Origin of the sequence: Bacillus sp. 165 (assembly GCF_017742235.1) — a bacterium.
Classification (GTDB): Bacteria; Bacillota; Bacilli; order Bacillales; family Bacillaceae_G; genus JAGHKQ01.
Genome location: NZ_JAGHKQ010000007.1, coordinates 142,814 through 169,020, shown reverse-complemented (window position 1 = coordinate 169,020; position 26,207 = coordinate 142,814). Strand labels below are relative to the sequence as shown.

Genomic DNA, 26,207 nt, shown 5'->3' with positions numbered 1-26,207 from the left:
CTAATTAACTTAATGTTTTTAACTTTAGGAGGGAATACGATGAATATCTATGTACTATTGAAAAGAACATTCGACACAGAAGAAAAAATCGTAATTAAAAACGGCGCAATTTATGATGGAGAAGCTGAATTCATCATCAACCCTTATGATGAGTACGCAATTGAAGAAGCAATCCAAGTGCGTGATGCACAAGGAGGCGAAGTAACGGTTGTGACTGTCGGCGGTGAAGATTCTGAAAAAGAACTGCGTACAGCATTGGCAATGGGCTGTGACAAAGCTGTGTTAATCAATATCGAAGACGATGTTGAAAACGGCGACCAATATACAACAGCAAAAGTACTGACTGAATACTTGAAAGAGAAAGATGTAGATTTAATTTTAGCTGGAAACGTGGCAATTGACGGAGGCTCTGGTCAAGTAGGCCCTCGTGTTGCTGAAGCTTTAGGCATTCCTTACGTAACTACAATCACGAAGCTCGAAATCAACGGAAAAGACGTGAAGATTGAGCGTGATGTAGAAGGAGATACAGAAGTAATTGAAACTTCATTGCCTCTTCTTGTTACAGCACAGCAAGGATTAAATGAACCTCGCTATCCTTCTTTACCAGGAATTATGAAGGCGAAGAAAAAGCCATTAGATGAAGTGGAGCTAGATGATTTAGATTTAGAAGAAGATGATGTTGAAGCAAAAACAAAAACAATCGAAATTTACCTGCCTCCTAAAAAAGAAGCAGGAAAAGTATTGCAAGGTGAGCTTCAAGATCAAGTAAAAGAGCTTGTTTCTTTATTGCACACAGAAGCGAAAGTAATCTAAATGACGATCTAAAAAACGAAACAGCATATATCGGAGGGGAAACGAATGGCTCGTAAAGTATTGGTATTAGGAGAAGTACGTGACGGATCTTTAAGAAACGTTTCTTTTGAGGCGATTGCAGCTGCAAAAACAATTGCAGAAGGCGGAGAAGTGGTAGGTCTTTTAGTTGGACAAGGAGTAGCTTCTTTAGCAAATGAATTAATCAATTACGGTGCAGATCGCGTTGTAACAGTGGAAGATGAAAAGTTAAATGCGTATACTTCTGACGGGTATGCTCAAGCAGTACTTGTAGCAGTGGATGCTGAAAAGCCAGAAGGCCTTGTAATGGGTCACACTGCATTAGGAAAAGATTTATCTCCAAAGCTTGCAGCTAAATTAGATGCAGGATTAATCTCTGACGTAACAGCATTGGAAGTAGCAGGTGGAAACATCGTATTCACTCGTCCTATCTACTCTGGTAAGGCGTTTGAAAGAAAAATTGTAACAGACGGTTTAATCTTTGCGACGGTGCGTCCAAACAACATCGCACCACTTGAAAAAGATGCAGCTCGCACAGGTGAAGTAGCTTCTTTATCAGTTGAAATCAAAGATTTACGTACAATTATTAAAGACGTTGTTCGCAAAACAGCTCAAGGTGTAGATTTATCTGAAGCTAAGGTTATCATTGCGGGCGGACGCGGTGTGAAGAGTGAAGAAGGCTTCAAGCCTTTACAAGAGCTTGCAGACGTATTAGGCGGAGCTGTAGGCGCATCCCGTGGTGCATGCGATGCAGACTATTGTGATTATTCTCTGCAAATCGGACAAACAGGTAAAGTAGTAACTCCAGATCTTTACATTGCATGTGGTATTTCTGGAGCAATCCAGCACTTAGCAGGTATGTCCAACTCTAAAGTAATCGTAGCTATTAATAAAGATCCTGAAGCTAATATCTTCAAGGTTGCAGACTACGGGATTGTAGGCGATTTATTTGAAGTAATACCTTTATTAACTGAAGAATTCAAGAAGTTAAAAGTTCATTCTTAATAGCAATATAATTGTTCCTGTAATACTATCCCTATTTAATAAAAGCGAGAAGTCCCCTGCTTCTCGCTTTTTAGTATTTTCTGTCACAATGCTCTTGCTGTATAATCCCAACAAAATAACGTAAAATACATAACGATACATATTATTCGCAAGACAATCTTGATAATGATATACTCTGTTATAGGGTATTTTAAATGGAATATTAAGGAGGAAAAATAAATGGCTATTGTAAATGCAACAAATCAAACATTCGCAGAAGAAACTAATAGTGGTGTTGTGTTAGTTGATTTTTGGGCACCTTGGTGCGGCCCTTGTAAGATGATTGCTCCTGTACTAGAAGAACTAGATGCTGAAATGGGCGAAAAAGTAAAAGTTGTTAAGGTTGACGTTGATGAAAACCAAGAAACAGCAATTAAGTTCGAGGTAATGAGCATTCCAGCATTGTTTGTATTAAAAGATGGGCAAGTGGTTGAAAAAACGTTGGGATACCAACCAAAGGAAGCGTTAGAAGCACTAGTTTCCAAGCATTTATAAGAAATGAAACCGTCTGGACAATATCCGGGCGGTTTTTGCTGTTTTTAAGCAACGCAATTCACCAAAAAAATGTTCTTGAAAAAAGGGTTGACATTGATAATTATTCTCACATATAATAAACTTGCTTAGAATGAAAATCATTGTCATTAAGAGGTTTAGGGGGAACGGGAGTATGTCTTTCAAATGGAAAGCACTATCTGCAGTATTAGCTGCATCACTTGTATTTACAGGATGCGCAAAAGAAGAAAAAACAGATACAGAAGCAAAGAAAACAAAAGAACCTTCTAAAGCAGAAGCAAAAGAAAAAGAAGAAGCAAAGGTAACAGAGGAAGAAGTTGTACAAGCATATAAAGATGCAATTGTTGAGCTTGAGAAAGCGAAAGAAGGGCAAGAGGTAGATTTTGAATTTGTAACAAAATTATATAATGACAAATTGCAAGCATTGGTTCAAAAGCGTGATGGAGAATTCAGCGAGCAAATCGATCAAACGATTACAGCTGCATTAGAAGCAGGGAAAAACAAAGAAATGGAACCAATGATTGTTAAACAAGTATTTGATAAATTGATGCAAAAAGAGTTCTTCCAAACTATTCGTCATGAATTCACTGAAATCAATGAAAACTGGGGCGATAAAGAAGAAGTCCTAGAAGAATATGAAGAAGCTTTGAATTTCTATAAAGCAATTGAAGGTACTGTTGGTAAGCGTGATACTGCTTATGGTACGAATATGGCCGATGCAATTGAAGGCGGCTTCAATGAAATAAAAGCTGCGATTGAGACAGGTGATCAACTTGCATTTGCTCTTGGTAAGCAAGTAGTAGATAAAACGTTAATGAAGACATTCTATTTTGCAACAGGAGCGCTTCCAAATGGGTATGCTACAAAAGCTGCAGCTGCTGCAAAAACAGACGAAAAAGAAGCAAAGGTGGAACAAGCTGAAGGGTGGGCATTCTACCAAACTGTGTATCCGTATTTGAACAAGAACGCAAGTGAAGAAGCGGGCTTCATCTTAACACAATTTGATCTTCAAACAGATGTGAAAGCACTCGATGCAGCAGCTGTTAATAAAGCATTCGTTCGTGGATTTGCAAAAGTGGCACTTCATGAGTATGAAGAAAGCATGGAAGATTTCGGTGAAGATAAAGGCGTGATTACGGCACTTGAAGGTGCATTATTCATTAACATGATTGAAAATGATTTAAAGACAGTAATCGGTGAGCAGGAAACGCAAGCGTTAGTACAAACAGCCCAAGTGTATTTAGATGCAGCGAAGGCAAAAGATAAAGAAAAAGCAGAGCAGCATATGAAAAATATTGAAGAAGTACTAAATAAGGCAATTGAAGCAGCAAAATAAATGTTAGAAAAGAAGAAAACCTTGTTGATGACAAGGTTTCTTCTTTTTAGGAATGGGAGGATCATTTATGAAGATAATGATTACAGGGGGAGCCGGATTTATAGGTAGCCACCTTGCTATTCGCCTGCTCAAAGATGGTCATCAAGTTACCTTGCTTGATAACTTCCATGACTATTATCTAAAATCACGCAAGCTGTATCATTTACAACAAATTGAGCAGGCAGGATTTGCTTCGTTTTATGAATGTGATATTTTACAAAAACTGGATGTAAAGAAAGTCATAGAGAAAGAAAAGCCGGATGCTATTGTCCATTTGGCAGCAGTGGCAGGAGTAAGAACCTCTCTTCAAAAGCCTGAGTTGTACATTGATGTCAATATGAAAGGGCTAAGCAATGTGTTAGCATGTGCAGGTGAGGAACAAGTGGCACATGTTTTATTTTCCTCATCCTCCTCTGTATACGGTGAAAGACAAAACCAACCGCTTGCTGAACATATGGCTGATGGAAAAGTGCTTTCACCATATGCAGCTTCAAAATTCGGAGCGGAAGCACTTGTTCATGCTTATGAACATATGTATGGATTTCAAACAACTATTTTACGTTTTTTTACTGTATATGGAACGTGGGGAAGGCCAGATATGGCAATGGCGAGCTTTATTCGTAAGCTGTTGAACAAGGATTCTATTACAGTATACGGCAAGGGGACAGGCCGAGATTATACATATGTGGATGATATTGTACAAGGAATCGTTCTTGCACTGTATGCTAAAGACAGCGATGTTTATAATATTGGCTCCAATTCTCCCATATTGATGACGGATGTATTAGGGGAACTTGTACGGCACTTTCCTTCTATGCAGGTGAACTGGGGAGGGAGTCAAAAAGGAGATGCTACCTCAACTTGGGCCGATATTACAAAAGCAAAAACAAAGCTGGGCTTTAAGCCAAATATAGCTTTTGAAGAAGGGTTGGAGCGCACTGTTGCTTGGGCAAAAAAACATCCGCAGCTTATTTAAAACGGCAGGTATTATTCTTCTGTTGCTTTTTTTAGTTTTATCTGTTCATGCAATGAAGGGAGCAGCATTATATGAGCAGCTGCTTTCTTTTTTGCAACGGCCATTTTTGTTTGTTTGGCTGGTTTTTGCGTATGGATGTGCTTTTTTGCTTCGCGCGTATGCTTGGCGGCTGTATTTACTGAACAGAATCTCCATACAACAAAGCTTGTACGGTTTATTTTATAGCCTGTTTGTCAATCACATCACACCTTTAAAAATTGGAGATGCCGTTCGGGTTGCGGTTATAACGAAAGAAAAAGAAGTATCAGTAGGAGAAGCGGCACAGTCGGTCATCGCCATGAGGATGTTAGATTTGCTTATACTAGGATTGTTTGCTGGAACTGGGCTACTTATTTTATTTGGAAACCTGTCTTTTAATATCCCCATTCTCGTGCTTGGCGGTGTTGGCGGATTGGGGTTGTTCATATTTGGACACAAATTATTTCCAAGCTTTATGAAGGGACAGCTAAATCAGCTGAAGCATGCGTTACGAGGGAAAAAAGGGGTTGCTATATTCTTACTGATTGCAGCAAGTTGGGGGATGGAAGCATTTGTTATTTATGGGGTGGTACACTCTCCCTCTTTTTCATTTTTAGATGCGATTTGGGTTAATAGTGTAACCATTGCCGGACAATTGTTTCAGTTGACGCCAGGAGGTATCGGTACGTATGAAGCAGTCATGACATTTGCCCTGCAAGCAGTCGGACTGCCATTGACTGATGCTTATGCCTTTGCGGTGGTCAGTCATGGCTTTAAATTTCTATTTTCCTACGGAGCAGGCATCATTCTGATGCTCCTGTATCCTATAAAACTAACAACATTTTTAAGAAAGAAGGGGGAGAAGGGGAAGTGACAGAAGTAAAAAAAGCTTCAAAGTTTGAAAAGATAGCAGCACGCTGCTGGAATTTATTAAATGAGGGAAAGCCGTTTACTCCGATTTTTGTAGTAGGGACCTTTTTGTTATTTCATATTTCTCACTTTGGGGAAGGGAGTTTTTGGAGCGCATGTTTTATAAGTTTTATGCTCGTGTTACCTTTATTAGCGGTCTATTATTTATATGATTATCCGCTGTTTTTACGGAATTACTTATGGTTGCCGTTTGTTGTATATTTAATAGTATTTCAGACAGTTAATGTTTCTTTATTATTATTTGCGTTAGGGCTATATTTCTTTTTTACCGTCTTTTTTTGGGGAACATTGTATTATCATCTGCGTATTGGAACGTCATGGCTGAACTTTACACGCTTTTGGAAGCTCGTCTTGAAAAACAGCGACTCTACAAGCGGTAATGCACAGGAGCAGCTTCCGAAATTTCTGCTCATTCTTTCGGTATGGAACTATTATTTGGATACCGGTAGCTTAGATAAAGTCAATTGGACGATGCTGCTCATATTTTATGCAGGAATTTTTATATATACTATGATACTTCACCGCAATCTTTTTGATTGGAAGCCAAAGCCGATTGAAACATATACAAGCAATATAGAAGTGCCAAAAAAAGCAATTAATGAAAAAGTTATTGTTATAGTTATTGACGGGATGCGAAAAGATCGCTTTGAAGAAGCACATACGCCCTATTTAGACTATTTGCGTAAAAATGGAACTGAATTCACAAAAATGGAAACTGTATATCCTGCACGGACAGTTGTATGCTTTTCATCTATGTTTACTGGTACGTATCCATTTGAACATGGCATTAAGTCGAATATGGTATGGAAGCTGGGGGTAAGGACGGAAAGTATTTTTGATTCTTTGCGCAAAATAGGGAAAAAGGGGAAGATGCTTGCTGTCGCACATTTAGTTGATTCATTTGGTACAGATGTGGAAACGTTTACGGCTGTTATGAAAAATGATGTGGTCGACTTTAAAATCATGGAAAAAGCAAGACAGATTATGGATGAACAAAATCCAGATTTATTTATTGTACAGTTAATATCTACTGACCAAACAGGTCATAGCCGCGGTGTATTATATGACGAGTATATTCAAAAAATACAAGAAGCGGACAAGCATGTCCAATCATTTATTGAATATTTACAAACAAGAGGACAAGCTGAGAACGCTACTTTCATTATTTGCGCCGATCACGGTCAAGCAGACGGTATCGGAGGTCACGGACACCTGGATGAAGGAGAGCGCATTGTGCCATTCTTTATGTATGGTCCTTCTATAAAAAAAGGTGAGATCGTCGAGACGAAACACAGCTTAGTTTCAATGGCGCCAACTCTTTCGTATTTATTAGGGGCTCCGTACCCGTCTCATAGCCGCGGCCCTGTTTTAATGGAGGCAATGGAGGAGAGCAGTAAATGAAACAACATGTAGTCGTATTTTTACCTGCTTATAATGAAGAGCAAGCTATTGGTGACGTGATTCGCAATATTCCAAGAGAGTTTCATCCGCGTGTATTTGTAGAGGTTCTTGTCATTGATGATGGGTCTACCGATAGGACAGTGGAGGTGTCTAAGGAAGCTGGTGCGGATTATGTCGTATCCCTTGAAAGAAATGGAGGGCTTGGAGCTGCCGTTCGCAGAGGCTTGGAGGAATGCTATAAGATGGGTGCAGATATTGCTGTTATGCTCGATGCGGATAATGAATATCCAGCTGATGAAATTCCGAATGTGCTGGAACCCTTGTTTTACGGAGAAGCTGACTATACAATGGGGTCTCGTTTTTTAGGCACTATACAGGGAATGAAGCTGCACCGCCGTCTCGGAAACTATTGTTTCACATTATTGCAGTCGATATTGCTTAGGAAATGGATTTATGATGGACAATCCGGCATGAGAGCCTTTTCTCGCCAGGCTATGGAACATGCAGAAATTATTCATGATTATAACTATGCGCAAGTATTAACGTTAAACCTCGTGCGCAAGGGATTTCGTGTTAAAGAAATACCTATCACTTACAAGGTGAGAACAACTGGAAAATCCTTTATTAAATTTCGTAAGTATATGACATCCGTATTACCGGCTATTATGAAAGAGATGGGACGTCCGGTAAAAAAGGCAGCTATCAATAAGCATGCACACGCCATGTCTAGTGATATACAAAAAAAGAAATGCTCGTAAAAAGGCATTTCTTTTTGTATAAAGCAGCTCTAGTTTGCTATTTCTTCATAATTTTTATTGACTTCGAAACTGATAATCATTATCATTGTAAACAGGAGGGAATTTAATGAAAAAAAATTTATTATTATTTATAGTGCTCGTGGTTGCAATATTCTCTATACATACAAGCGCTTTTGCATATTCATATGGAGATCCGAATGAAGAAAAGATTGCAGAGGCATATAAAGAAATGGTCATCAAACTAGATGAAAATCCTCCGAATTTTACAGCAGCAAAGGAAATTTATGTAACAGTTCAAGAAGAAATCGATATGCATATGGGGGCAGAACCATCTAAAGCAATTATGCAAAGCTTTGAAAAGAAAGATAAAGAACAAGTGATTGACGACATGCAAAGAACATTGGCGCTAAACATACATCGTCGTTTAACAAATGTAGATGAAAATTTTAAAGATTACGATGTAAGCAAGCGTCTGCTTGCGAAAGCGTTTGCTACCTATCAAGCTCTTTCACCGATAGTAGCGGAGAAAGATAAAGAACTTGATACACAAATGACGAATGAATTTAACAAGGCGCTAGAATCACTTGGAAATCCCGGATTGTTCGGAGTAGGGCAAAAAGAAGCCGATTATGAGACATTTAAGCAAAGTAAAAAGTTTATTGTAGATTCGTTGCAAAAAGAGTTTAAAATAGAGGAATTCAAGGTGGGGCACTTCAAAGAGAAGGAAAATACAAAAACAAGTGAGAATGCTGGAAAGAATACAGAGTGGACAGATATAAGCAAGGTCAAAAATTGGCTGCCGATTCTAATTATTGCCGGAGTACTCATTATTGGGATTGTATATGCAGCTCGCAGAAGAAGATAACATAGTTTGGGGAGGGGAAGGAAATGCAATTACAAGCATTTCTGATTACATTTCGCGAAGTATTGGAAGCATTGCTTGTTGTTGGTATCATTACGACGTACTTGCAGCGCACAGATAATAAGAAATTTGTAAAATATGTGTATATTGGGGCAGGATTGGCTGTTGCCGCCAGCTACCTTGTTGCCCTCTTGTTCCAAGTGGTGTTTACTGGCTTTGCAGCCATGGGAAGCGAAATGTATTTGAAGATATCTATTATCTTTATATCTGCTATTCTCCTCACTCAAATGGTCTTTTGGATGGCAGAACACAGCAAAAACATTAAATCCAATGTTGAAGGAAAAATGAGCCATTATATTACGACAGGAAATATAATTGGTTTAGTTATCCATTCCTTCCTGGTAGTGGTTCGTGAAGGAGTAGAAACCGTGTTTTTTTTCGCCGCCATTACAGGAGGCAACATCGGAAAAGCTTTAGAAGGCTGGGGAGCAATTTCAGGCTGTCTTGTTGCCTTTGTAGTAGGCTATTTGTTTTTTAAAGGATCGATGCGTATTTCACTCAAAACGTTCTTTAAAGTGACAGGAGCGCTTATTGTTCTAATTGCTGCAGGGCTTTTTGTACAAGGAATTGCCATGCTGCAGGACTTGAAAATATTAGGGAGCATTATACCTCATGTATATGATATTACATGGCTGCTTCCAGAGCATCCGATTGATTATGATCATTATTTGCGTGATCATGGTACAGCTCCGCTTCTTTCAGGGGATATAGGTATTTTCTTAAAAGCCTTTTTGGGGTATTCATCTATGCCCTCTATTGAAGAGGTTGTTGCTTACCTGGGGTATTTTATAGTAGTGTTTCTTCTTGTTACAGGAAAGAAGTCTCCTAGGAAAAAAGAAACGGTATCGAGAAAAGAAGCAAAAGTAAATAATCGCGTAAGCTGATAAAGTGAAGTGACATTCACGAATCCTGTATGGATGATTCGCTGTTACGAGCAGTTGTCCCTTCACAGACGTGTGAGGGTGCATGCGGGATGAAAAGTACAAGGTCCATGACCTTGTACTTTTTTCGGCTTTAGAGCAGGAGAGGATCATATGGTACGCAAACATTCTTTTATTGTAACTGGAGTTATAGCATTATTAGCAGTTCTTTTTTATTTCCGCTTTCGATATACGAGCCCTTTTGCAGCAACATGGGATGAAGTGGATTTCGCCCTCGCTCTTCATCGTTACGATTTACTGGCGATGCAGCCTCATTTTCCAGGTTATCCGTTTTTTATTTTGGGCGGTATGCTTGTTCATGTATTTATACACAATCCAACACAAGCACTTGCCGTCTTTAATGGTATCGTAGTTGCCTCTGCTTCTATCCCCATGTATTTATTAGCACGGCAGCATGTAAGTCGAATTTCAGCCAGCATAGTCGTGCTTGTCATGCAGACAAACGGCTATTTATCGATACTAACAATGCAACCAATGTCAGAAGGAGCAGCGCTCGGTGTATTATGGTGGTATATTTGGAGCCTCTTTCTCGCTTTACATAGAAAAGAAACTACTATGAAAATACTGCCGCTAGTTCTATTTGCCGTCTTGATGGGAATTCGCCTCTCATATGCTCCATTTGGTATAGCACTTCTGATACTGTGGAGGCAAGATTGGAAACGATATAAAAAGGCATCCCGCCTTATTGCATTCATTGTACTGGCCTTGTTGCTTCAATGTGTATGGCTTGGGGCTCTTATATTTTCTGAAGGGGGGCTGGTCGGTTTTCTTAAGCTTTCCTATGGATTTCTTCAAGGGCATTTTACAGAATGGGGTGGTGCGATTACTCAGACGAAAGAACCTTTGTATGGGCGATTGTACCGTTTGGTAGTTCATAATATAGGCTGGACGGGGATGTTTGTTCAATCAGTTTGGCTCGCAGTAATAGGCTTGACTTCGTTCCTGTTATATTGGCGGAGGTTTTCATTAAGACAGTACTTGATAGAGCATTGGTTAGTTGTACTGCTGCTTTTGGTTTATTTTGTTTGGAATCTGCTTGCCCAAAACATTGATAAGCCTCGTCACTCTTTTCCAATTGTCATGCTGCTCCTTTTTTCCCTTATTGTTTTTTTATCCAAAAATAGAAAGGGCACACGAATACTATTCGTTGGCTTGGCAATGGCTCAGCTTTTTACGAGCATTTCGCTTATGAAGGAACAAGCGATTGAAAATCCTGCAATATATCAATTAGCACAATATTTGAAGAAGCAAGAGGGAGAATTTATTGTCTATACATGGGAAGAAACACGCGTGATGGAGTACTTGCACGTACCATATGAACATAAACGATTTTATAAATATGACTATTTTTTACAAGACAAAAAATATCATACTAATGATACAATATACGTTACAAATCACTTAGTAGACGGATTTCGCCGTCAGGGAATTGAGGTATCAGGTCACCTTGAAGAAGAGGCGCGCTTTCATTCAAATGAAATATTTGATCCGGTCTATAACGATATTATTTTGTATAAATGGATTGACTAACTGAGGGAGGAGGAAAAAGAATGCATGAACATTTGCGAGAGAAATTGGCCATTTTGCCAGATCAGCCGGGCTGCTATTTAATGAAGGATCGTCACGGTACAGTTATTTATGTGGGGAAAGCTAAAGTGTTGAAAAATCGTGTTCGTTCGTACTTTACAGGCACGCATGATGGAAAGACATATCGGCTCGTGAATGAAATTGAGGATTTTGAATATATCGTCACATCTTCTGATTTAGAGGCTCTTATTTTAGAGTTGAACTTAATCAAAAAATATGACCCGAAATATAACATTGCTTTAAAGGATGATAAAAGCTACCCCTTTATTAAGATTACAGGGGAGAAGCAGCCACGTCTCCTTATTACAAGAACAGTAAAAAAAGACAAGGGCAAATATTTTGGTCCGTATCCGAATGCACAAGCAGCCAGCGAAACGAAGAAGTTGCTCGATCGTATGTATCCGCTGCGAAAATGCACAAATATGCCGGATAAGGTGTGTTTGTATTATCATATGGGACAGTGCTTGGCCCCTTGTGTAAAAGAAGTGACGGATGAACAGAATAAGGACATTGTAGACCAAATCATCCGCTTTTTAAATGGAGGTCATGGAGATATCCGGAAAGAGTTAGAAGAAAGAATGCTGGAAGCAGCAGAAAAGCTGGAATTTGAACGGGCAAAGGAACTGCGTGACCAGATTGCATACATGGATGCTCTCATGCAAAAACAAAAAATGATTATGAACGACTTGGTTGATCGAGATGTGTTTGGATATGCAGTAGATAAAGGCTGGATGTGCGTCCAAGTTTTTTTTGTGCGTCAAGGTAAGTTGATTGAACGTGATGTTTCCATGTTTCCGATTTATGATGAACCAGAAGAAGAGTTTTTGACATTTATCGGCCAGTTTTATGCGCAAGATAATCATTTTAAACCGAAAGAAATCGTTCTTCCTAATCAGATTGATCAAGAGTTGCTTAAACGATTACTGGAAGTAGAGGTGACACAGCCAAAGCGTGGAAAGAAGAAGGAGCTCGTAGACCTTGCTTGCAAGAATGCAACCATTGCATTAACAGAGAAATTCTTGTTAATCGAGCGCGATGAAGAACGTACCATTAAAGCAGTAGAAAACTTAGGAATACAAGCAGGTATCAATCCCCCTCTCCGTATTGAGGCATTCGATAATTCTAATATTCAAGGAACGAGTCCAGTTTCCGCTATGATCGTGTTTGTTGATGGAAAGCCGGAGAAAAAAGAATATCGAAAATATAAAATTAAAACAGTTCAAGGCCCAGATGATTATGAATCCATGCGTGAGGTGGTACGTCGGCGTTATTCACGTGTATTGAAGGAAGGCTTGCCGCTCCCGGATTTAATTATTATAGATGGGGGAAAGGGGCAAATGGCAGTTGCTTCAGATGTACTGGAAAATGAACTGGGTCTGTATATTCCTGTTGGAGGGCTGGTAAAAGACGAAAAGCATAGAACCTCCCAGCTGTTACTTGGTAATCCGCCGCAATTGATCGAATTGGATAGAAACAGTCAAGAGTTCTATTTGCTCCAGCGTATACAAGATGAAGTGCATCGATTTGCGATTACATTTCACCGCCAAATTCACGGGAAATCTGCGTTTCAATCCATGCTTGATGATATTCCGGGAATTGGAGAAAAACGCAAGAAAGCATTACTTAAGCACTTTGGTTCTGTTAAAAGAATGAGAGAAGCTTCTGTAGATGAGTTTGTAGAAGCAGGTTTGCCACGTAATGTGGCGGAAAAAGTATATGAAAAAATGAAGTAGAAGAGGCTGCAACGACAGGGAAAGATTATGAGACACGCGGGAATAGAAGTGAGTGAAGAAAGAGCCTTGAAGGTGAGAGCCTTACACATGTAGTTGGAAGAATAAGAAAAAGGAGCATCAGCTGGTGCTCCTTTTTCTTATTCTATCTTATCCTTATGGTCCCACTTTACAATAAAATGGACACTGTCTGCACGTTTTTTCTGTTCTTCATAAGCTTCGGTAACGATGCCTTGCATTTGCTGAATTTGCTGCGCAATAAATCCTGCTTCTAATTGATATGTTGTATTAGCTTGCCGTGTGCGGGTTCGATAGCGTTCTTTAATAAGCGGACTCGTAAGCTGCAGCATCATGGCATGCCGATTTTGTTCTAAGATAGTCAGTTCTCCCCAACCGGCTTGTATGAAAAACTCAGAAACTTGATCCATAGATTTGAGCGGATGGTTACGGGCTATATTTTTACCTGCCCAGTATAAAATACGAGGGAGTTCTTTTCCCATTAAATCAGGGAGCACCTCTTCTCGAAGAAGCTCGTATGCAAACGCATTAATTTGTATATGTTGTAAACTCTCAGCTTCAATTATTTTACTAGTCACACGATTTTCCCCTCTTTCTGTATGAGGTTATTATATAACATTTGAGGGAAAGTAACACTTCTATTTCTTGGGAAGATAAAATGAATAATTAAAATTCGGCAAATGCCAACAATTTCTTTTGGTTTTATGACAAGATTCTGTATCCGTTTTCTTGACGCTTCTGCTACAATAGGAGTAGAATGGATGTGTCATAAATTATCGCTTAAATATTGCGAATTCTTTTTTCATTTTTTACTCAATGTGTGGAAAAGGAAAAAATTATAGTTAGAAAGTAATAATTTTATGACCTTGCAGTGAATTTCTAAGGGGGTACAAGGGAGTATGAACGGTCGTGAATTTGCCAATCGAAAATTACACTCTCTATTGGGTGTAATTCCAGTCGGAATTTTTCTAACGCAGCATTTGATCGTGAATCAGTTTGCGACAAAAGGAGCAGAATCATTTAACAAAGCTGCTGGAGTTATGGCGAATCTTCCATTTCGCTATGCGCTAGAAATCTTTATTATCTTTTTACCACTGCTATACCATGCGGTATATGGGTTGTACATTGCATTTACTGCAAAAAACAATGTAACTTCCTATAGTTATTTCCGTAACTGGATGTTCTATTTGCAACGCTTAACAGGCATTATAACATTAGTATTCGTTTCTTGGCACGTTTGGCAAACCCGCATTCAGGCAGCTATGGGTCAAGAGGTAGACTATGAAATGATGGAAAGTATTTTAAGCAATCCTGGAATGTTCGTGTTCTATACTGTTGGGGTTGTATCTACCATCTTCCACTTTGCTAATGGATTATGGTCGTTCTTTATCAGCTGGGGTATTACTGTAACACCGCGTTCACAACGCATTTCAACATATGCAACAATGATTGTATTCTTCCTTTTAGCCATTATGGCAATTCGTACATTGTTCGCATTCGTTGACCCGCAGCTAGCAAATATGTAAGGAGTGAGAGACAATGAAAGGGAAAGTAATCGTAGTAGGCGGCGGATTAGCCGGCTTAATGGCAACAATTAAGGCAGCAGAGGCAGGAGTTAACGTCGAATTGTTTTCATTAGTACCAGTGAAACGTTCTCACTCTGTATGTGCGCAGGGCGGGATCAACGGTGCCGTGAATACAAAGGGTGAAGGAGATTCGCCTTGGGAGCATTTTGACGATACAGTTTATGGTGGCGATTTTCTAGCAAACCAACCGCCAATTAAAGCAATGTGTGATGCAGCACCTGGCATTATTCACTTAATGGACCGTATGGGGGTTATGTTCAACCGTACAGAAGAAGGGCTACTAGACTTCCGACGTTTTGGAGGAACACAGCATCATAGAACGGCATTTGCAGGTGCAACAACAGGACAACAGCTTTTATATGCGTTAGACGAGCAAGTACGTCGTCATGAAGTAGCTGGACTTGTTACAAAGTTTGAAGGCTGGGAGTTTTTAAGAGTTATAGTAGATGATGAAGGCGTATGCCGCGGGATTGTAGCGCAAAACTTAACTTCTATGGAAATTAAGAGCTTCCCTGCAGAGGCAGTTATTATGGCAACAGGAGGACCTGGTATCATCTTCGGTAAGTCTACGAACTCTGTTATCAATACAGGTTCAGCAGCGGCAGCTGTATATCGCCAAGGTGCATACTATGCTAACGGGGAGTTTATCCAAATTCATCCGACGGCTATTCCTGGTGATGACAAGCTTCGCTTAATGAGTGAATCAGCACGCGGAGAAGGCGGCCGCGTTTGGACATATAAAGATGGTAAGCCTTGGTATTTCTTAGAGGAAAAATATCCTGCGTATGGAAATCTTGTGCCACGTGATATTGCAACTCGTGAGATCTTCCATGTGTGCGTTGACGAAAAATTAGGTATTAACGGCGAAAACATGGTATACCTTGACTTATCTCATAAAGATCCAAAAGAGCTTGATATTAAGCTTGGCGGAATCATTGAAATCTATGAGAAATTCATGGGTGATGACCCGCGTAAAGTACCTATGAAAATCTTCCCGGCAGTACACTATTCTATGGGTGGACTATGGGTAGATTATGATCAAATGACAAACATTCCAGGGCTGTTTGCGGCTGGTGAGTGTGATTACTCTATGCACGGAGCAAACCGTTTAGGAGCAAACTCTTTACTGTCTGCAATCTACGGCGGAATGGTAGCTGGACCAAAGGCAATAGAGTACATTAAGGGCATTGATAAATCTGCTGACGCAATGAATTCTTCACTATATGAAGATAATGAAATTATCGAAATGGAAAGATTCAATAAGATTATCAGCATGAACGGAAATGAAAATGCGTATGTGCTTCATAAAGAGCTGGGAGAATGGATGACAGATAACGTTACAGTAGTTCGCTATAACGATAAACTGCTTCAGACAGATGCAAAAATTCAAGAGCTGCTTGAGCGCTATGAGCGCATTAACATCAATGATACAGCGAAATGGAGCAACCAAGGGGCTGCCTTTACTCGTCAGCTGGAAAATATGCTTCATTTAGCACGTGTTATTACATTGGGCGCTTATAACCGTAACGAAAGCCGCGGAGCTCACTATAAGCCTGAATTCCCAGATCGTGATGATGACAATTTCTTAAAAACAACTATGGCAAAATTCAATGCAGAACAAAAAGTTCCTGTATTCCATTACGAAGAAGTAGATACTTCTCTAATCGCGCCTCGTAAGCGTGACTACTCTTCTAAGAAGAAAGCAGAAACAGAGGGGAAGAAGGGGGATAAGCAACATGTCTGAGAAAACAGTCCGCCTACTTATTACAAGACAAGATACACCGGATGCGGCTCCTTATGAACAGGAGTTTGAAATTCCGTATCGCCCAAATATGAATGTAATCTCTGCGTTAATGGAGATTCGTCGTAATCCAGTAGATAGACATGGAAATGAAACAACACCTATTTCTTGGGATATGAACTGCTTAGAAGAGGTATGCGGGGCATGCTCTATGATAATTAACGGCAAACCGCGCCAATCTTGTACAGCACTTATCGATCAATTGGAACAACCAATTCGTTTGCAGCCAATGAAAACATTCCCGGTTGTTCGTGATTTGCAAATCGACCGCAGCCGTATGTTTAACGCATTAAAGCGCGTAAAAGCATGGGTTCCAATAGACGGTACGTATGATTTAGGTCCTGGACCAAGAATGCCTGAGAAAAAGCGTCAATGGGCATATGAATTATCAAAATGCATGACTTGCGGTGTTTGCTTGGAAGCATGTCCGAATGTAAACAGCAAATCTGATTTTATCGGACCAGCTCCACTGTCTCAAGCACGTCTATTTAATGCGCATCCAACAGGTTCTATGCATAAAGCGGAGCGTTTACGTACTATTATGGGAGATGGAGGACTTGCTAACTGCGGTAACTCTCAAAACTGTGTACAGTCTTGTCCAAAGGGTATTCCATTGACAACTTCCATCGCAGCATTGAACCGTGATACAACGATTCAAATGTTTAAAGACTTCTTTGGCAGCGATAACAACTATTAATAGCAAATGGCCTCTTCAAATGGAAGAGGCCATTTTTACACTATATAAAAGGAGAGAAAGGGTATGAAACAGGTTTCCTATATTGAAGATGCTGTTAGCTGGGCACAGGAGTTTTCTTTTTATATGCCGACAAAGGTTCGTTTTTCTGAAACAGATATGTTCGGCCATTTAAATAATAAAGTGCCGTTTACATATTTCGAAGAAGCGCGTATTGAATTTTTTAAAGAACTTGGTTTTATGCAGGAGTGGACAAAAAAGAATGCTGAACTGATGATCGTTGTTGCCAATTTACAGTGTGATTATATAAAGCAGGTTTATTTTGATGAAGAATTAAAAGTGTATGTAAAGGTGCAAGCTGTCGGAAATTCCTCAGCCGATTTGCATTATATGATTACAAATGAAAAGGAAGAAATATGCATTGTTGGCCGCAGTACAATGGTGCAAGCGTCCAAAGCAACAGGAAAGAGCGAGTCTTGGCCAGAGGCATGGAAAACAAAATTATTGGGAAAATAAGGAGCCCGCAATGTAGGGCTTTTTTTGTTGACTTCTTATACGGAGTATAGTAAATTGTACTCAAACAATTATATGTTTAAATGTTTAAACGTATAATCAAGAAAGGGAGATTGAAATGAAAAATCATGAAACTGCATTTATTACAGGTGCATCAGATGGAATTGGAAAAGAGCTAGCCTATCATTTTGCGAAGGATGGCTATAACCTTGTATTGGTGGCCCGAAGTGAACAAAAAATGATTGAGTTAAAACAAAATATAGAAAAAGCATACAATGTTCATGTAACGATTATTTCGAAAGATATTTCAGATCAAGAGGCAGTAAAAGAGATATATGAAGAAGTACAGAAAAAAGGAATTACAATTGACTATCTGGTCAATAATGCGGGATTTGGATTATTCGGAGAGTTTGTGAATACAGATATTAACGCTGAATTAAATATGATCGATTTAAATATAAAAACAGTAACCCATTTTACAAAGCTATTTTTACCGCATATGGTGGAACGAAATAAAGGCCGTGTGTTAAATGTCGCATCTACAGCAGCATTTCAGCCGGGTCCTTTAATGGCAGTCTATTATGCGACAAAGTCATATGTCTTATCTTTTACAGAAGCATTAGAAAACGAATTAAAGGGTACGAATGTAACTGTCACAGCTTTTTGCCCAGGAGCGACAAAAACAGAGTTTTCAAGTCGAGCAAATTTAGGGAAATCAAAATTATTTAAAAGCGGTGTAATGGATGTAAAAGATGTAGCAGAAATTGGCTATAAAGGATTCATGGATGGAAAAACGGTTGTCATTTCAGGTATGAAAAATCGTTTAACGGCAGCTTTTGTCCGTTTTATGCCTCGAAAAATAGTTACTTCTATCGTACGAAGCGTACAAGAGGAAATCGATACAAAAAATTAATTGAACAAAGAGGGAAGCAATCTATGGCCAGAGAAATACTAAATGTTTTTCGTTTTTGTATTTACGTATGGGTAGATTTTACGGTTGGCATAACAGGTACCGGTTAAGGAGTAGCAGAGCATTACAGCACTTAAAAGCATTGTAGGATATACAATAAATATTGAAGAGAAGAGGACACAGGGATATTGTTCACCTGCATTGCAAGAAATGAATAGAAACAACATGCAAGCTGTAAAGGAGGTATAACAATGAAACGACATGCTGTAGTACTAGGGGCTACAGGGTTAATTGGCCAGGAAGTTGTGGGAATACTGCTGAAGTCTAATGAATATGAACGAGTAACAGTGTTGGTTCGTAATTACCTGCCATTTCAGCATGAGAAGCTGGAGCAAGTTATTATAAACTTCGATCAATTAGAAAGCTGCGAGTTTTATTTTAAAGTTGATGATGTGTATAGCTGTCTCGGAACAACAATCAAGAAGGCCAAGAGCAGAGAAAACTTCACAACAGTGGATTATCATTATACATTACAGGCAGCTCGGCTTGCTGAAAAGCAAGGAGTTAAAAACTTCCTCACTGTTACAGCTATGGGAGCAAACGAAAAGTCTAATATTTTTTATAATCGTGTAAAAGGAGAAGTGGAACGCGATCTCCAAAAGCTTGACATAAACGGCATTCATATTTTTCGTCCGTCACTGTTGCTAGGAGAACGGCAAGAGTTTCGGATGGGGGAGAAAATGGGTGAAGGAGCTGCACGGTTGTTTTCTTTTTTATTTATAGGACCACTTCGGAAATATAAGGCTATTTATGGAAAGCAAGTAGCGCTTGGCATGTATGTTACAGCATTGCAGAATAAGCCGGGAATTCACATTTATGAATCTGACAGTATTCAAGAGATGAAGTGATTAAAAAAGGGATGTCTCATTCAAAGATTATGAGACATCCTCTCTCTTTAGGTGATGCTGAGTTTACAGCATAACACTTACAATAATTCCAGACCAAATGCTTACTAAAGTTGCACCATACAGAAGCTTTAATCCAAACTGAGCAACAACATTGCCTTGCTTCTCATTGAGTCCTTTGACTGCTCCTGAAATGATACCGATAGACGAAAAGTTTGCAAAGGATACAAGGAATACAGAAATAATTCCGACTGTGCGTGCAGACATATCCTGAGCTCTTGTTCCTAAATCTATCATAGCTACAAATTCATTTGATACTAGTTTGGTCGCCATGATACTCCCAGCAGGAACAATTTCAGCAGCTGGAACACCCATAATGAAAGCGATTGGAGAGAAGATATATCCCAGTACTTGCTGGAATGTAATACCGAAAATTAAGTCAAACACATTATTGATAGCGCTAATTAAAGCCACAAATCCGATGAGCATTGCGCCTACTACAACGGCTACGCGAAACCCATCCATAATGTATTCTCCCAGCATCTCAAAGAAAGTTTGCTTTTCCTCTTGTATTTCCAGTATGTCTTCTTCATCTGTTACTGAGTAGGGGTTAATGATATTGACAATAATAAAGCCGCTGAATAAATTTAGAACTAGCGCTGTTACTACATATTTAGGCTCAATCATGCTCATGTAGGCGCCTACGATAGACATTGAGACTGTCGACATAGCAGAAGCGCAGAGTGTGTACAAACGGTGTTTGGGAATTTGACCCAATTGCTTTTTTACAGTGATAAACACTTCTGATTGCCCTACAATTGCAGACGCAACTGCATTGTAAGATTCTAACTTACCTAATCCATTAACCTTGCTTAGTACCCAGCCAATCCAGCGAATAATGAGAGGTAAAATTTTAAAGTGCTGCAAAATACCAATTAAGACAGAGATAAAAACGATAGGAAGTAATACACGTAAGAAAAATGTCATAGCTCCTTCATTTTCAACTCCGCCAAATACGAAGTCTACACCGGCAGCGGCATACTCAAGTAATTTGCCGAACACATTGGCAATTCCAGTGATAAGAATCAGGCCAAGTTCTGTATTTAAAAGTAGGTAGGCTAGGATCAGCTGTACTACCAGCATTATAAGAATTGGCATATATTTAATTTTTCGCCTTCCATTGCTTGCCAAAAGTGCTAATGCGAATGTCACGACTAATCCAAGTATGAAAATAATAAATTTCATGATTGGAGAATACCTCCTGTATTGTGAAAGATGTAGATTGCTTTCCTAGTGTTATAGTTTCTCAAAGGAAAAAGAATATTCACTGACCAGTAAAGTAATGAAAAAATATCATTTTTATGAAACATGCCTAAGGAGAATTAGCGACAGGTATCTTGATGAAAAAGCAGTTATACTATGGTGAATAACCTCATAAAGTAGCAGGAGAGATGATATAGAAATATACAGCTTGGGGGATGCGTATGGCTGATTTTACTTTCCCTTTTAATATGGGATGGTACGTGTTACTAATGATGGGCTGTGGGATAATTGGAGGAATCGTTAACATTGTTGTAAGTGAGGGCTATGTGCAAAGTAAAAAAGTCGTTTCTGAGGATGGGTCGCAAGAAAAGTTTGTATTCGGCTCTATTAAAGAACCAATCGCAGGAGCTTTAGGTGCAGTGCTTGTATCTTTATCTATGTATGAAAATGCTTCTCTTGCTATTACGGTACAAAGCGCTTTAATCGCTGGGTTTGGCAGCAGTGCTTTTTTGAAAAGTTATGCGGAAAAAGCGTTGCAGAGAGAGCTTGAAAAGTCTGATATGTATACTCATCAAACGGATGAGAAAGAAGAAGAAATACTCAAAATAGACAGAGTTCCTGATGAAGAATCTAATCAAATAAATACTCTCCAAAAGAAAGTGAAAATGGCAGGAACAGCGACAGAAGCACGGTTTTATAATAGACAGATGGAGGTACTAGTGAAGGGGAAACATAAAGGTCATCATACTCAAAAAACTATAGGTAAGAACTAATACTAGAGATAAGATTGCTTTTTGTAAGTTAAAAACCCTCGTATTTTGTTGAGCAAAAACAAGATTTCTGTAAATATTGCAGGGGGAATAATAATGATAGTGTCGAAAAAAAAAGCTCAAATCTGTCGCAGATTTGAGCTTTTTTCTTAGTAATATGGAGAAATCAAAATGTACACTAGTACTCCTGTGAAACTGACATACAGCCAAATTGGCATACTCCAGCGAACAATTTTTCGATGCTTGTCTAATTGATTGGTCCATCCCCAAATAAGAGAAAATAGAGCAAGAGGAACGATAATGGCAGCAAGAACCGTGTGTGTCAGCAAGATAAAGAAATAAACATATTTGAGCGCTCCTTCTCCTCCATAATGTGTTGGAGCGACAGATAAATAATGGTACGTTAAATAAGAAATACAAAATAATAAGGTGGTAGTAAATGCGGCAAGAATGAATCGTTTATGCAGGGTAATATTTTTCTTTTTAATGGAATACAGTCCTGCGGCTAAAAATACAAACGTAAAGGCATTTAAAATTGCGTTCATACGCGGGAAAATCTTGATATCAAAGCTAACTTCTCCGGCGTAACCTATTGGTGAGAAAAACAGGATTAAAATTATAGCGTTCACGACGATGGAAAGGGTAACTACGATACCAGTATAGTTTTTTTGACTTGTGGGGCGATTATTTGTGTTACTCATTTTCATATCTCCTATAGCATGTTTTTCTTCATTTTAACATTGAAATATTATGAGTAAAGTGACAACATTGTGACTCTGTGTATTTCTTCTGCTGATCGGGACTATAAAGGCACTATTATATTCTTTTCAACATATAAGCTTTCTCTGTAGTTTAACCATAAGAGGCAAATTATTGACATAAACAAAACTATATAATAGTATGTAACTAACTAAAATGAAGTTTATTTTTAAATGAGATTATATTGAAGGAGGATTACTTTATGGAGCTAAAAGGTTTGCATCACGTATCTGCTTTAACTGCAAATGCAGTGAAAAATTATGAGTTTTATACGAAAGTTTTGGGACTTCGACTCATTAAAAAAACGGTCAACCAAGATGACACTTCTGTGTACCATTTATTTTACGGAGATGGTGAAGCAAATCCGGGAACAGAGCTGACGTTTTTTGAAATTCCGATGATGGGGCGTCATTATCGTGGCGTAAGCAGCATTTCTTCCATCTCCCTGCGTGTGCCGAATCGCGATGCCTTAGATTACTGGGCAAAACGATTAGATGATTATCAAATTGAACGTGATGAGGTAATAGAGCGTGCAGGGCGTGCAACGTTGGCATTTCGTGACTTTGAGAACCAGCATGTTATATTGACTGCTGACAGTAAATTTGAAGGAGTACCGGGCGGGATTCCTTGGTCTAAGAGCCCTGTCCCGCATGAATACGGCATTATTGGATTGGGGCCAGTGACGTTAACCGTGCGTAAAGTTCAATCCACAGTACGAGTATTAACTGATGTTCTGGGCTTCCGGCAGAAAGAAAGCTATCTGTCTCTTGAGGAGAATCAGCCTGCTATTTTAGTATTTGAAACCGGTGCAGGCGGCTCAGGAGCAGAGGTGCACGTGGAAGAACGAACCGATTTGCCGATGGAACGTCAAGGACGCGGTGCTGTTCATCATGTTGCTTTCCGGGTAGAGAATAAAGAAGAGTTATTAAGATGGCAGGAAATTATTGAACAAACAGGGTTGTCAACGTCTGGCATGGTGGACCGCTATTATTTTCAAGCGTTGTATTTCCGTGAACCAAACGGAATTTTATTTGAATTATCAACAGATGGACCGGGATTTACCGCAGACGAAAAGTTAGAAGAATTAGGCGAGAACTTGGCACTTCCTCCGTTTTTAGAGCCGTATCGGGAGAATATTGAAGCTAAGCTGAAGCCGTTAGATACTAAATAATCATATAAGCAAAAAAGGAATCGATATCGATTCCTTTTTTTAAGTTAAAGATATAAAAGAAATGTTCTTCGCTGATAAAGACTATTAGAGATTTAGGCAGTCACAATTACTTTATAATAGTGTATATACTACCAACTAATAGAATAGATAAGGAGTGAATACAAATGTTAGCTCAAGTAATCAAGGAATATGGAAGTCCTGAGGTGTTTCAGGCAATGGAATTGGCTCGTCCCTCTATAAAGAAGGGGCATGTTTTAATTCGAGTAGCTGCAACAAGTGTAAATCCGATTGATTTAAAGATTCGGGGCGGCCTCCTGCAAAATACTATGAACTTAGAGCTTCCTCTCATTTTGCACAGTGATTGTGCCGGAGTAATTGAAGAGGTGGGAGAAGGAGTCTCTTCTTTTCAGCCAGGAGATGAAGTGTATACGACTGTCGGTTTAGGAGGTGCCCTTGCTGATTATACACTCGTGGATGCTTCGTTGGTCGCTGTAAAGCCGAAATCCTTAACTTTTACCGAAGCTGCTGCACTCCCTCTTGTAGCTCTTACTGCATGGGAAGCATTAGTAGAACGATGTAAGGTGCAGCCTGGGCAAAAAGTGCTTATTCATGCAGGGACAGGCGGAGTCGGTCATGTGGCAATCCAAATAGCAAAATTCTTAGGTGCACAAGTATACACGACTGCATCTACGGATGAGAAAATGCAGCTTGCAAAGATGCTCGGTGCAGACACAGTCATCAATTATCGTGAGCAGTCTGTAGAACAGTATGTTACAAAGCATACAAATGGACAAGGCTTCGATGTGGTATTTGATACTGTGGGCGGAGAGAATTTGGATCGTTCTTTTCAAGCGGTTAAACCAAGAGGAACGGTGGCTGCTATTGCAGCAAGATCTACTCATGACTTAACACCACTGCATAACAAGGGGCTTACATTGCACGTCGTTTTTATGATTTTAGCCCAAATGTCGCAAGAGGGACGTATAAATCATGGTGCCATTTTAAACAAACTAGCGCATCTTGTAGACGAAGGAAAAATCAAACCGCTTGTTGATTCGCATTCCTTTTCGTTTGAGGATGTATCAAAAGCCCATGAATTTCTAGCATCAGGACAAGCTGTAGGGAAAGTAACGTTACGAAATCAAAATTTTGAACAATAGATATTTCTGAAAAGCTAAACGGTTCTTGTGGCACTACAACGATGATTTTAAAACGATGAGAAGAAGGATTAATTTTTCGAGTGCGAAGTGAGAAATACCAATGAATTGTATAGCTATGGCTTTCAGAGGAAATTTTGTCAGTGCACTTGCGAAAAAAGAACAACTTTTAATGTGTTAGCAAAGATAAAAATATAATGGAAAAACTGAAGAAGGAGCAATCTTGAAAGCAAGGTTAACTGAATCTAACAAGAGGGATGTAGCTTATGAAAACAGAAAAACAAAAAATGATAAACGGAGAATTGTATTTTGCATCCGACCCAGAGCTTGTAAAAGAAAGAGAGGCAGCTAGAAAACTAACACGTGCATACAATCAAACGATTGAAACAGACTATGATACGCGTACAGCTTTGTTAAAACAATTGTTTGGTTCGACAGGAAAAAACTTGTACATAGAGCCTGCATTTCGTTGTGATTATGGATACAACATCTATGTGGGCAATAACTTTTATGCAAATTTTGATTGTGTAGTGTTAGATGTATGCCCAGTGACTATCGGAGAAAACTGTTTTATGGGACCTGGGGTGCACGTTTATACAGCTACCCATCCTTTGGATGCTACAGAGCGAATCAGCGGAGCTGAGTACGGTAAAGCAGTGACAATTGGAGATAATGTTTGGATTGGAGGAAGAGCGATCATTAATCCGGGGGTTACAATCGGAAACAATGCGGTCGTTGCTTCTGGTGCTGTAGTGACAAAGGATGTCCCTGATAATGTGGTTGTAGGCGGAAATCCTGCACGAATTATAAAAGAATTGAGTTGATTGTTTTGATACCCCCTGATGATAAAGCAGGGGGTTATGTAAAGCTTTCAATAAAATGTACAGTAATTATTCCATCTGTTGTGCAACGGTAATAGATTCCTTCTGTAACATTCACTAACGCAAGTGCTGCTTGAGAAGAAGGGATGACTCCCATACCTAAGTCGCAATGTGTATAGGCGCCTTTTGTATGTACGGTCCGAACCGGACTATGCCCTCGGAAAATAGGCTTTTCATCACTCCATGTTAATAATTTTTGTGGGTTTTGTGAGAGCACTTCACGTATATTCATCCACAATATTTCACGCGGCTGCTGTCTTTTAGGGAAAGAGGGATTGATTCCTGAGTGGGTGTAAATTGCACTATTGTCTTCATAGACGAGTGCAAGCGACTCGAGCCATGAAGCATAAGCTTCAGCTGCTTTCCACACATCTTCAAAGTGCTGACGCAAGCTGTATAATGTTTCTAGCCCCCCGTGTTGCAGCCACATGGGAGATTTGTTTCGGAGATACCATATCAGCATTTCCTCGTGATTACCGCAAAGTACATGAACATTTGCAGGCTGCTGCTGTTGGAGTGTTTGAGCAAACTGTAAAACCTTTGCACTATCAGGTCCTCTGTTGATAAGGTCTCCTCCTAGAATAAGCTTGTCTTCTTCAGGATTCCAGTTAACTGAATCGAGCAGCTTCCTTAAAGGAATGTAATGACCGTGTATGTCACTGATATAAAATGTACGCATAATATCCCTCATTTTTGAATAGGATCATGTTTAGTGTATCGAAAATGTATGTATAAGAAAAGGAGGCTTTCTCA

General features: G+C 39.4%; 26 protein-coding genes. 22 read left to right on the top strand and 4 right to left on the bottom strand.

Going from position 1 to position 26,207, the window contains the following annotated elements; all coding sequences use genetic code 11:
• Window positions 1-39 precede the first annotated feature (39 nt).
• The 12 genes from J7Q84_RS12770 to uvrC all read left to right on the top strand — a co-directional run bounded on the left by J7Q84_RS12770 (window position 40) and on the right by uvrC (window position 13,029).
• Window positions 40-813 carry an electron transfer flavoprotein subunit beta/FixA family protein gene (locus J7Q84_RS12770; RefSeq protein WP_209094953.1) on the top strand — a complete coding sequence of 258 codons (774 nt, stop codon included), beginning with the start codon at window positions 40-42 and terminating at the stop codon, window positions 811-813.
• 45 nt (window positions 814-858) lie between these two features.
• On the top strand, window positions 859-1,836 hold the full coding sequence (locus tag J7Q84_RS12765) for an electron transfer flavoprotein subunit alpha/FixB family protein (RefSeq protein WP_209094952.1): 978 nt from the start codon (window positions 859-861) through the stop codon (window positions 1,834-1,836).
• 219 nt (window positions 1,837-2,055) lie between these two features.
• Entirely contained in the window at window positions 2,056-2,370 is a 315-nt protein-coding gene (trxA, locus tag J7Q84_RS12760; protein WP_209094951.1) for a thioredoxin, read from the top strand.
• A 172-nt stretch (window positions 2,371-2,542) separates the two neighbouring features.
• On the top strand, window positions 2,543-3,724 hold the full coding sequence (locus J7Q84_RS12755) for a hypothetical protein (RefSeq protein ID WP_209094950.1): 1,182 nt from the start codon (window positions 2,543-2,545) through the stop codon (window positions 3,722-3,724).
• A 67-nt stretch (window positions 3,725-3,791) separates the two neighbouring features.
• Window positions 3,792-4,739 carry an SDR family NAD(P)-dependent oxidoreductase gene (locus J7Q84_RS12750; RefSeq protein WP_209094949.1) on the top strand — a complete coding sequence of 316 codons (948 nt, stop codon included), beginning with the start codon at window positions 3,792-3,794 and terminating at the stop codon, window positions 4,737-4,739.
• On the top strand, window positions 4,705-5,631 hold the full coding sequence (locus J7Q84_RS12745) for a lysylphosphatidylglycerol synthase transmembrane domain-containing protein (protein ID WP_209094948.1): 927 nt from the start codon (window positions 4,705-4,707) through the stop codon (window positions 5,629-5,631). The genes J7Q84_RS12750 and J7Q84_RS12745 overlap by 35 nt, the downstream gene beginning before the upstream one ends.
• On the top strand, window positions 5,628-7,088 hold the full coding sequence (locus J7Q84_RS12740) for an alkaline phosphatase family protein (RefSeq protein ID WP_209094947.1): 1,461 nt from the start codon (window positions 5,628-5,630) through the stop codon (window positions 7,086-7,088). Before J7Q84_RS12745 ends, J7Q84_RS12740 begins: the two co-directional genes overlap by 4 nt.
• On the top strand, window positions 7,085-7,846 hold the full coding sequence (locus J7Q84_RS12735) for a glycosyltransferase family 2 protein (protein WP_209094946.1): 762 nt from the start codon (window positions 7,085-7,087) through the stop codon (window positions 7,844-7,846). Before J7Q84_RS12740 ends, J7Q84_RS12735 begins: the two co-directional genes overlap by 4 nt.
• A 106-nt stretch (window positions 7,847-7,952) precedes the next feature.
• Window positions 7,953-8,711, top strand: a complete 759-nt coding sequence (locus J7Q84_RS12730) for a hypothetical protein (protein WP_209094945.1) — start codon at window positions 7,953-7,955, stop codon at window positions 8,709-8,711.
• A 23-nt stretch (window positions 8,712-8,734) separates the two neighbouring features.
• Entirely contained in the window at window positions 8,735-9,652 is a 918-nt protein-coding gene (locus J7Q84_RS12725) for an FTR1 family iron permease (RefSeq protein ID WP_209094944.1), read from the top strand.
• Between the two features lie 150 nt (window positions 9,653-9,802).
• Window positions 9,803-11,239 (top strand): hypothetical protein, encoded by a 1,437-nt coding sequence (locus tag J7Q84_RS12720; protein ID WP_247739236.1) that lies wholly within the window; start codon window positions 9,803-9,805, stop codon window positions 11,237-11,239.
• 20 nt (window positions 11,240-11,259) lie between these two features.
• The gene (gene uvrC, locus J7Q84_RS12715; RefSeq protein ID WP_209094943.1) at window positions 11,260-13,029 is read left to right on the top strand and encodes an excinuclease ABC subunit UvrC; all 1,770 of its coding nucleotides are present in this window, start codon (window positions 11,260-11,262) and stop codon (window positions 13,027-13,029) included.
• Between the two features lie 137 nt (window positions 13,030-13,166).
• Here uvrC and J7Q84_RS12710 read toward each other — a convergent pair whose 3' ends face one another.
• Complete coding sequence (locus J7Q84_RS12710; RefSeq protein WP_209094942.1) at window positions 13,167-13,622, bottom strand: DUF2507 domain-containing protein; 456 nt, start codon at window positions 13,620-13,622, stop codon at window positions 13,167-13,169.
• Between the two features lie 321 nt (window positions 13,623-13,943).
• On the opposite strand from J7Q84_RS12710, the gene J7Q84_RS12705 reads away from it, so the two are divergent.
• The 6 genes from J7Q84_RS12705 to J7Q84_RS12680 all read left to right on the top strand — a co-directional run bounded on the left by J7Q84_RS12705 (window position 13,944) and on the right by J7Q84_RS12680 (window position 19,456).
• A complete protein-coding gene (locus tag J7Q84_RS12705; protein ID WP_209094941.1) occupies window positions 13,944-14,570 on the top strand; it encodes a succinate dehydrogenase cytochrome b558 subunit in 627 nt (208 codons plus the stop codon).
• A gap of 13 nt (window positions 14,571-14,583) precedes the next feature.
• Window positions 14,584-16,374 (top strand): succinate dehydrogenase flavoprotein subunit, encoded by a 1,791-nt coding sequence (gene sdhA, locus J7Q84_RS12700; RefSeq protein WP_209094940.1) that lies wholly within the window; start codon window positions 14,584-14,586, stop codon window positions 16,372-16,374.
• Window positions 16,367-17,128: a succinate dehydrogenase iron-sulfur subunit gene (sdhB, locus tag J7Q84_RS12695; RefSeq protein ID WP_209094939.1), complete on the top strand. Its 762-nt coding sequence runs from the start codon at window positions 16,367-16,369 to the stop codon at window positions 17,126-17,128. Before sdhA ends, sdhB begins: the two co-directional genes overlap by 8 nt.
• 63 nt (window positions 17,129-17,191) lie before the next feature.
• Complete coding sequence (locus J7Q84_RS12690) at window positions 17,192-17,641, top strand: acyl-CoA thioesterase (protein WP_209094938.1); 450 nt, start codon at window positions 17,192-17,194, stop codon at window positions 17,639-17,641.
• Window positions 17,642-17,756: 115 nt separating this feature from the next.
• Window positions 17,757-18,551 carry an SDR family NAD(P)-dependent oxidoreductase gene (locus tag J7Q84_RS12685; protein WP_209094937.1) on the top strand — a complete coding sequence of 265 codons (795 nt, stop codon included), beginning with the start codon at window positions 17,757-17,759 and terminating at the stop codon, window positions 18,549-18,551.
• 248 nt (window positions 18,552-18,799) lie between these two features.
• A complete protein-coding gene (locus J7Q84_RS12680; RefSeq protein ID WP_209094936.1) occupies window positions 18,800-19,456 on the top strand; it encodes an oxidoreductase in 657 nt (218 codons plus the stop codon).
• A 63-nt stretch (window positions 19,457-19,519) separates the two neighbouring features.
• On the opposite strand, the gene J7Q84_RS12675 is transcribed toward J7Q84_RS12680, so the two are convergent.
• Complete coding sequence (locus J7Q84_RS12675) at window positions 19,520-20,698, bottom strand: NupC/NupG family nucleoside CNT transporter (protein WP_209094935.1); 1,179 nt, start codon at window positions 20,696-20,698, stop codon at window positions 19,520-19,522.
• Window positions 20,699-20,937: 239 nt separating this feature from the next.
• On the opposite strand from J7Q84_RS12675, the gene J7Q84_RS12670 reads away from it, so the two are divergent.
• A complete protein-coding gene (locus J7Q84_RS12670) occupies window positions 20,938-21,489 on the top strand; it encodes a hypothetical protein (protein WP_209094934.1) in 552 nt (183 codons plus the stop codon).
• A 146-nt stretch (window positions 21,490-21,635) separates the two neighbouring features.
• Here J7Q84_RS12670 and J7Q84_RS12665 read toward each other — a convergent pair whose 3' ends face one another.
• Complete coding sequence (locus J7Q84_RS12665; RefSeq protein ID WP_209094933.1) at window positions 21,636-22,187, bottom strand: DUF420 domain-containing protein; 552 nt, start codon at window positions 22,185-22,187, stop codon at window positions 21,636-21,638.
• Window positions 22,188-22,447: 260 nt separating this feature from the next.
• On the opposite strand from J7Q84_RS12665, the gene J7Q84_RS12660 reads away from it, so the two are divergent.
• The 3 genes from J7Q84_RS12660 to J7Q84_RS12650 all read left to right on the top strand — a co-directional run bounded on the left by J7Q84_RS12660 (window position 22,448) and on the right by J7Q84_RS12650 (window position 25,397).
• Entirely contained in the window at window positions 22,448-23,416 is a 969-nt protein-coding gene (locus J7Q84_RS12660) for a ring-cleaving dioxygenase (RefSeq protein ID WP_209094932.1), read from the top strand.
• A gap of 164 nt (window positions 23,417-23,580) precedes the next feature.
• Entirely contained in the window at window positions 23,581-24,576 is a 996-nt protein-coding gene (locus tag J7Q84_RS12655) for a zinc-dependent alcohol dehydrogenase family protein (RefSeq protein WP_209094931.1), read from the top strand.
• Between the two features lie 263 nt (window positions 24,577-24,839).
• On the top strand, window positions 24,840-25,397 hold the full coding sequence (locus J7Q84_RS12650) for a maltose acetyltransferase domain-containing protein (RefSeq protein ID WP_209094930.1): 558 nt from the start codon (window positions 24,840-24,842) through the stop codon (window positions 25,395-25,397).
• Between the two features lie 34 nt (window positions 25,398-25,431).
• Here the strand turns inward: J7Q84_RS12650 and J7Q84_RS12645 are convergent, their stop codons facing one another.
• Window positions 25,432-26,133, bottom strand: coding sequence for a metallophosphoesterase family protein (locus J7Q84_RS12645; RefSeq protein WP_209094929.1), 702 nt, complete (start codon window positions 26,131-26,133; stop codon window positions 25,432-25,434).
• Window positions 26,134-26,207: the final 74 nt, after the last annotated feature.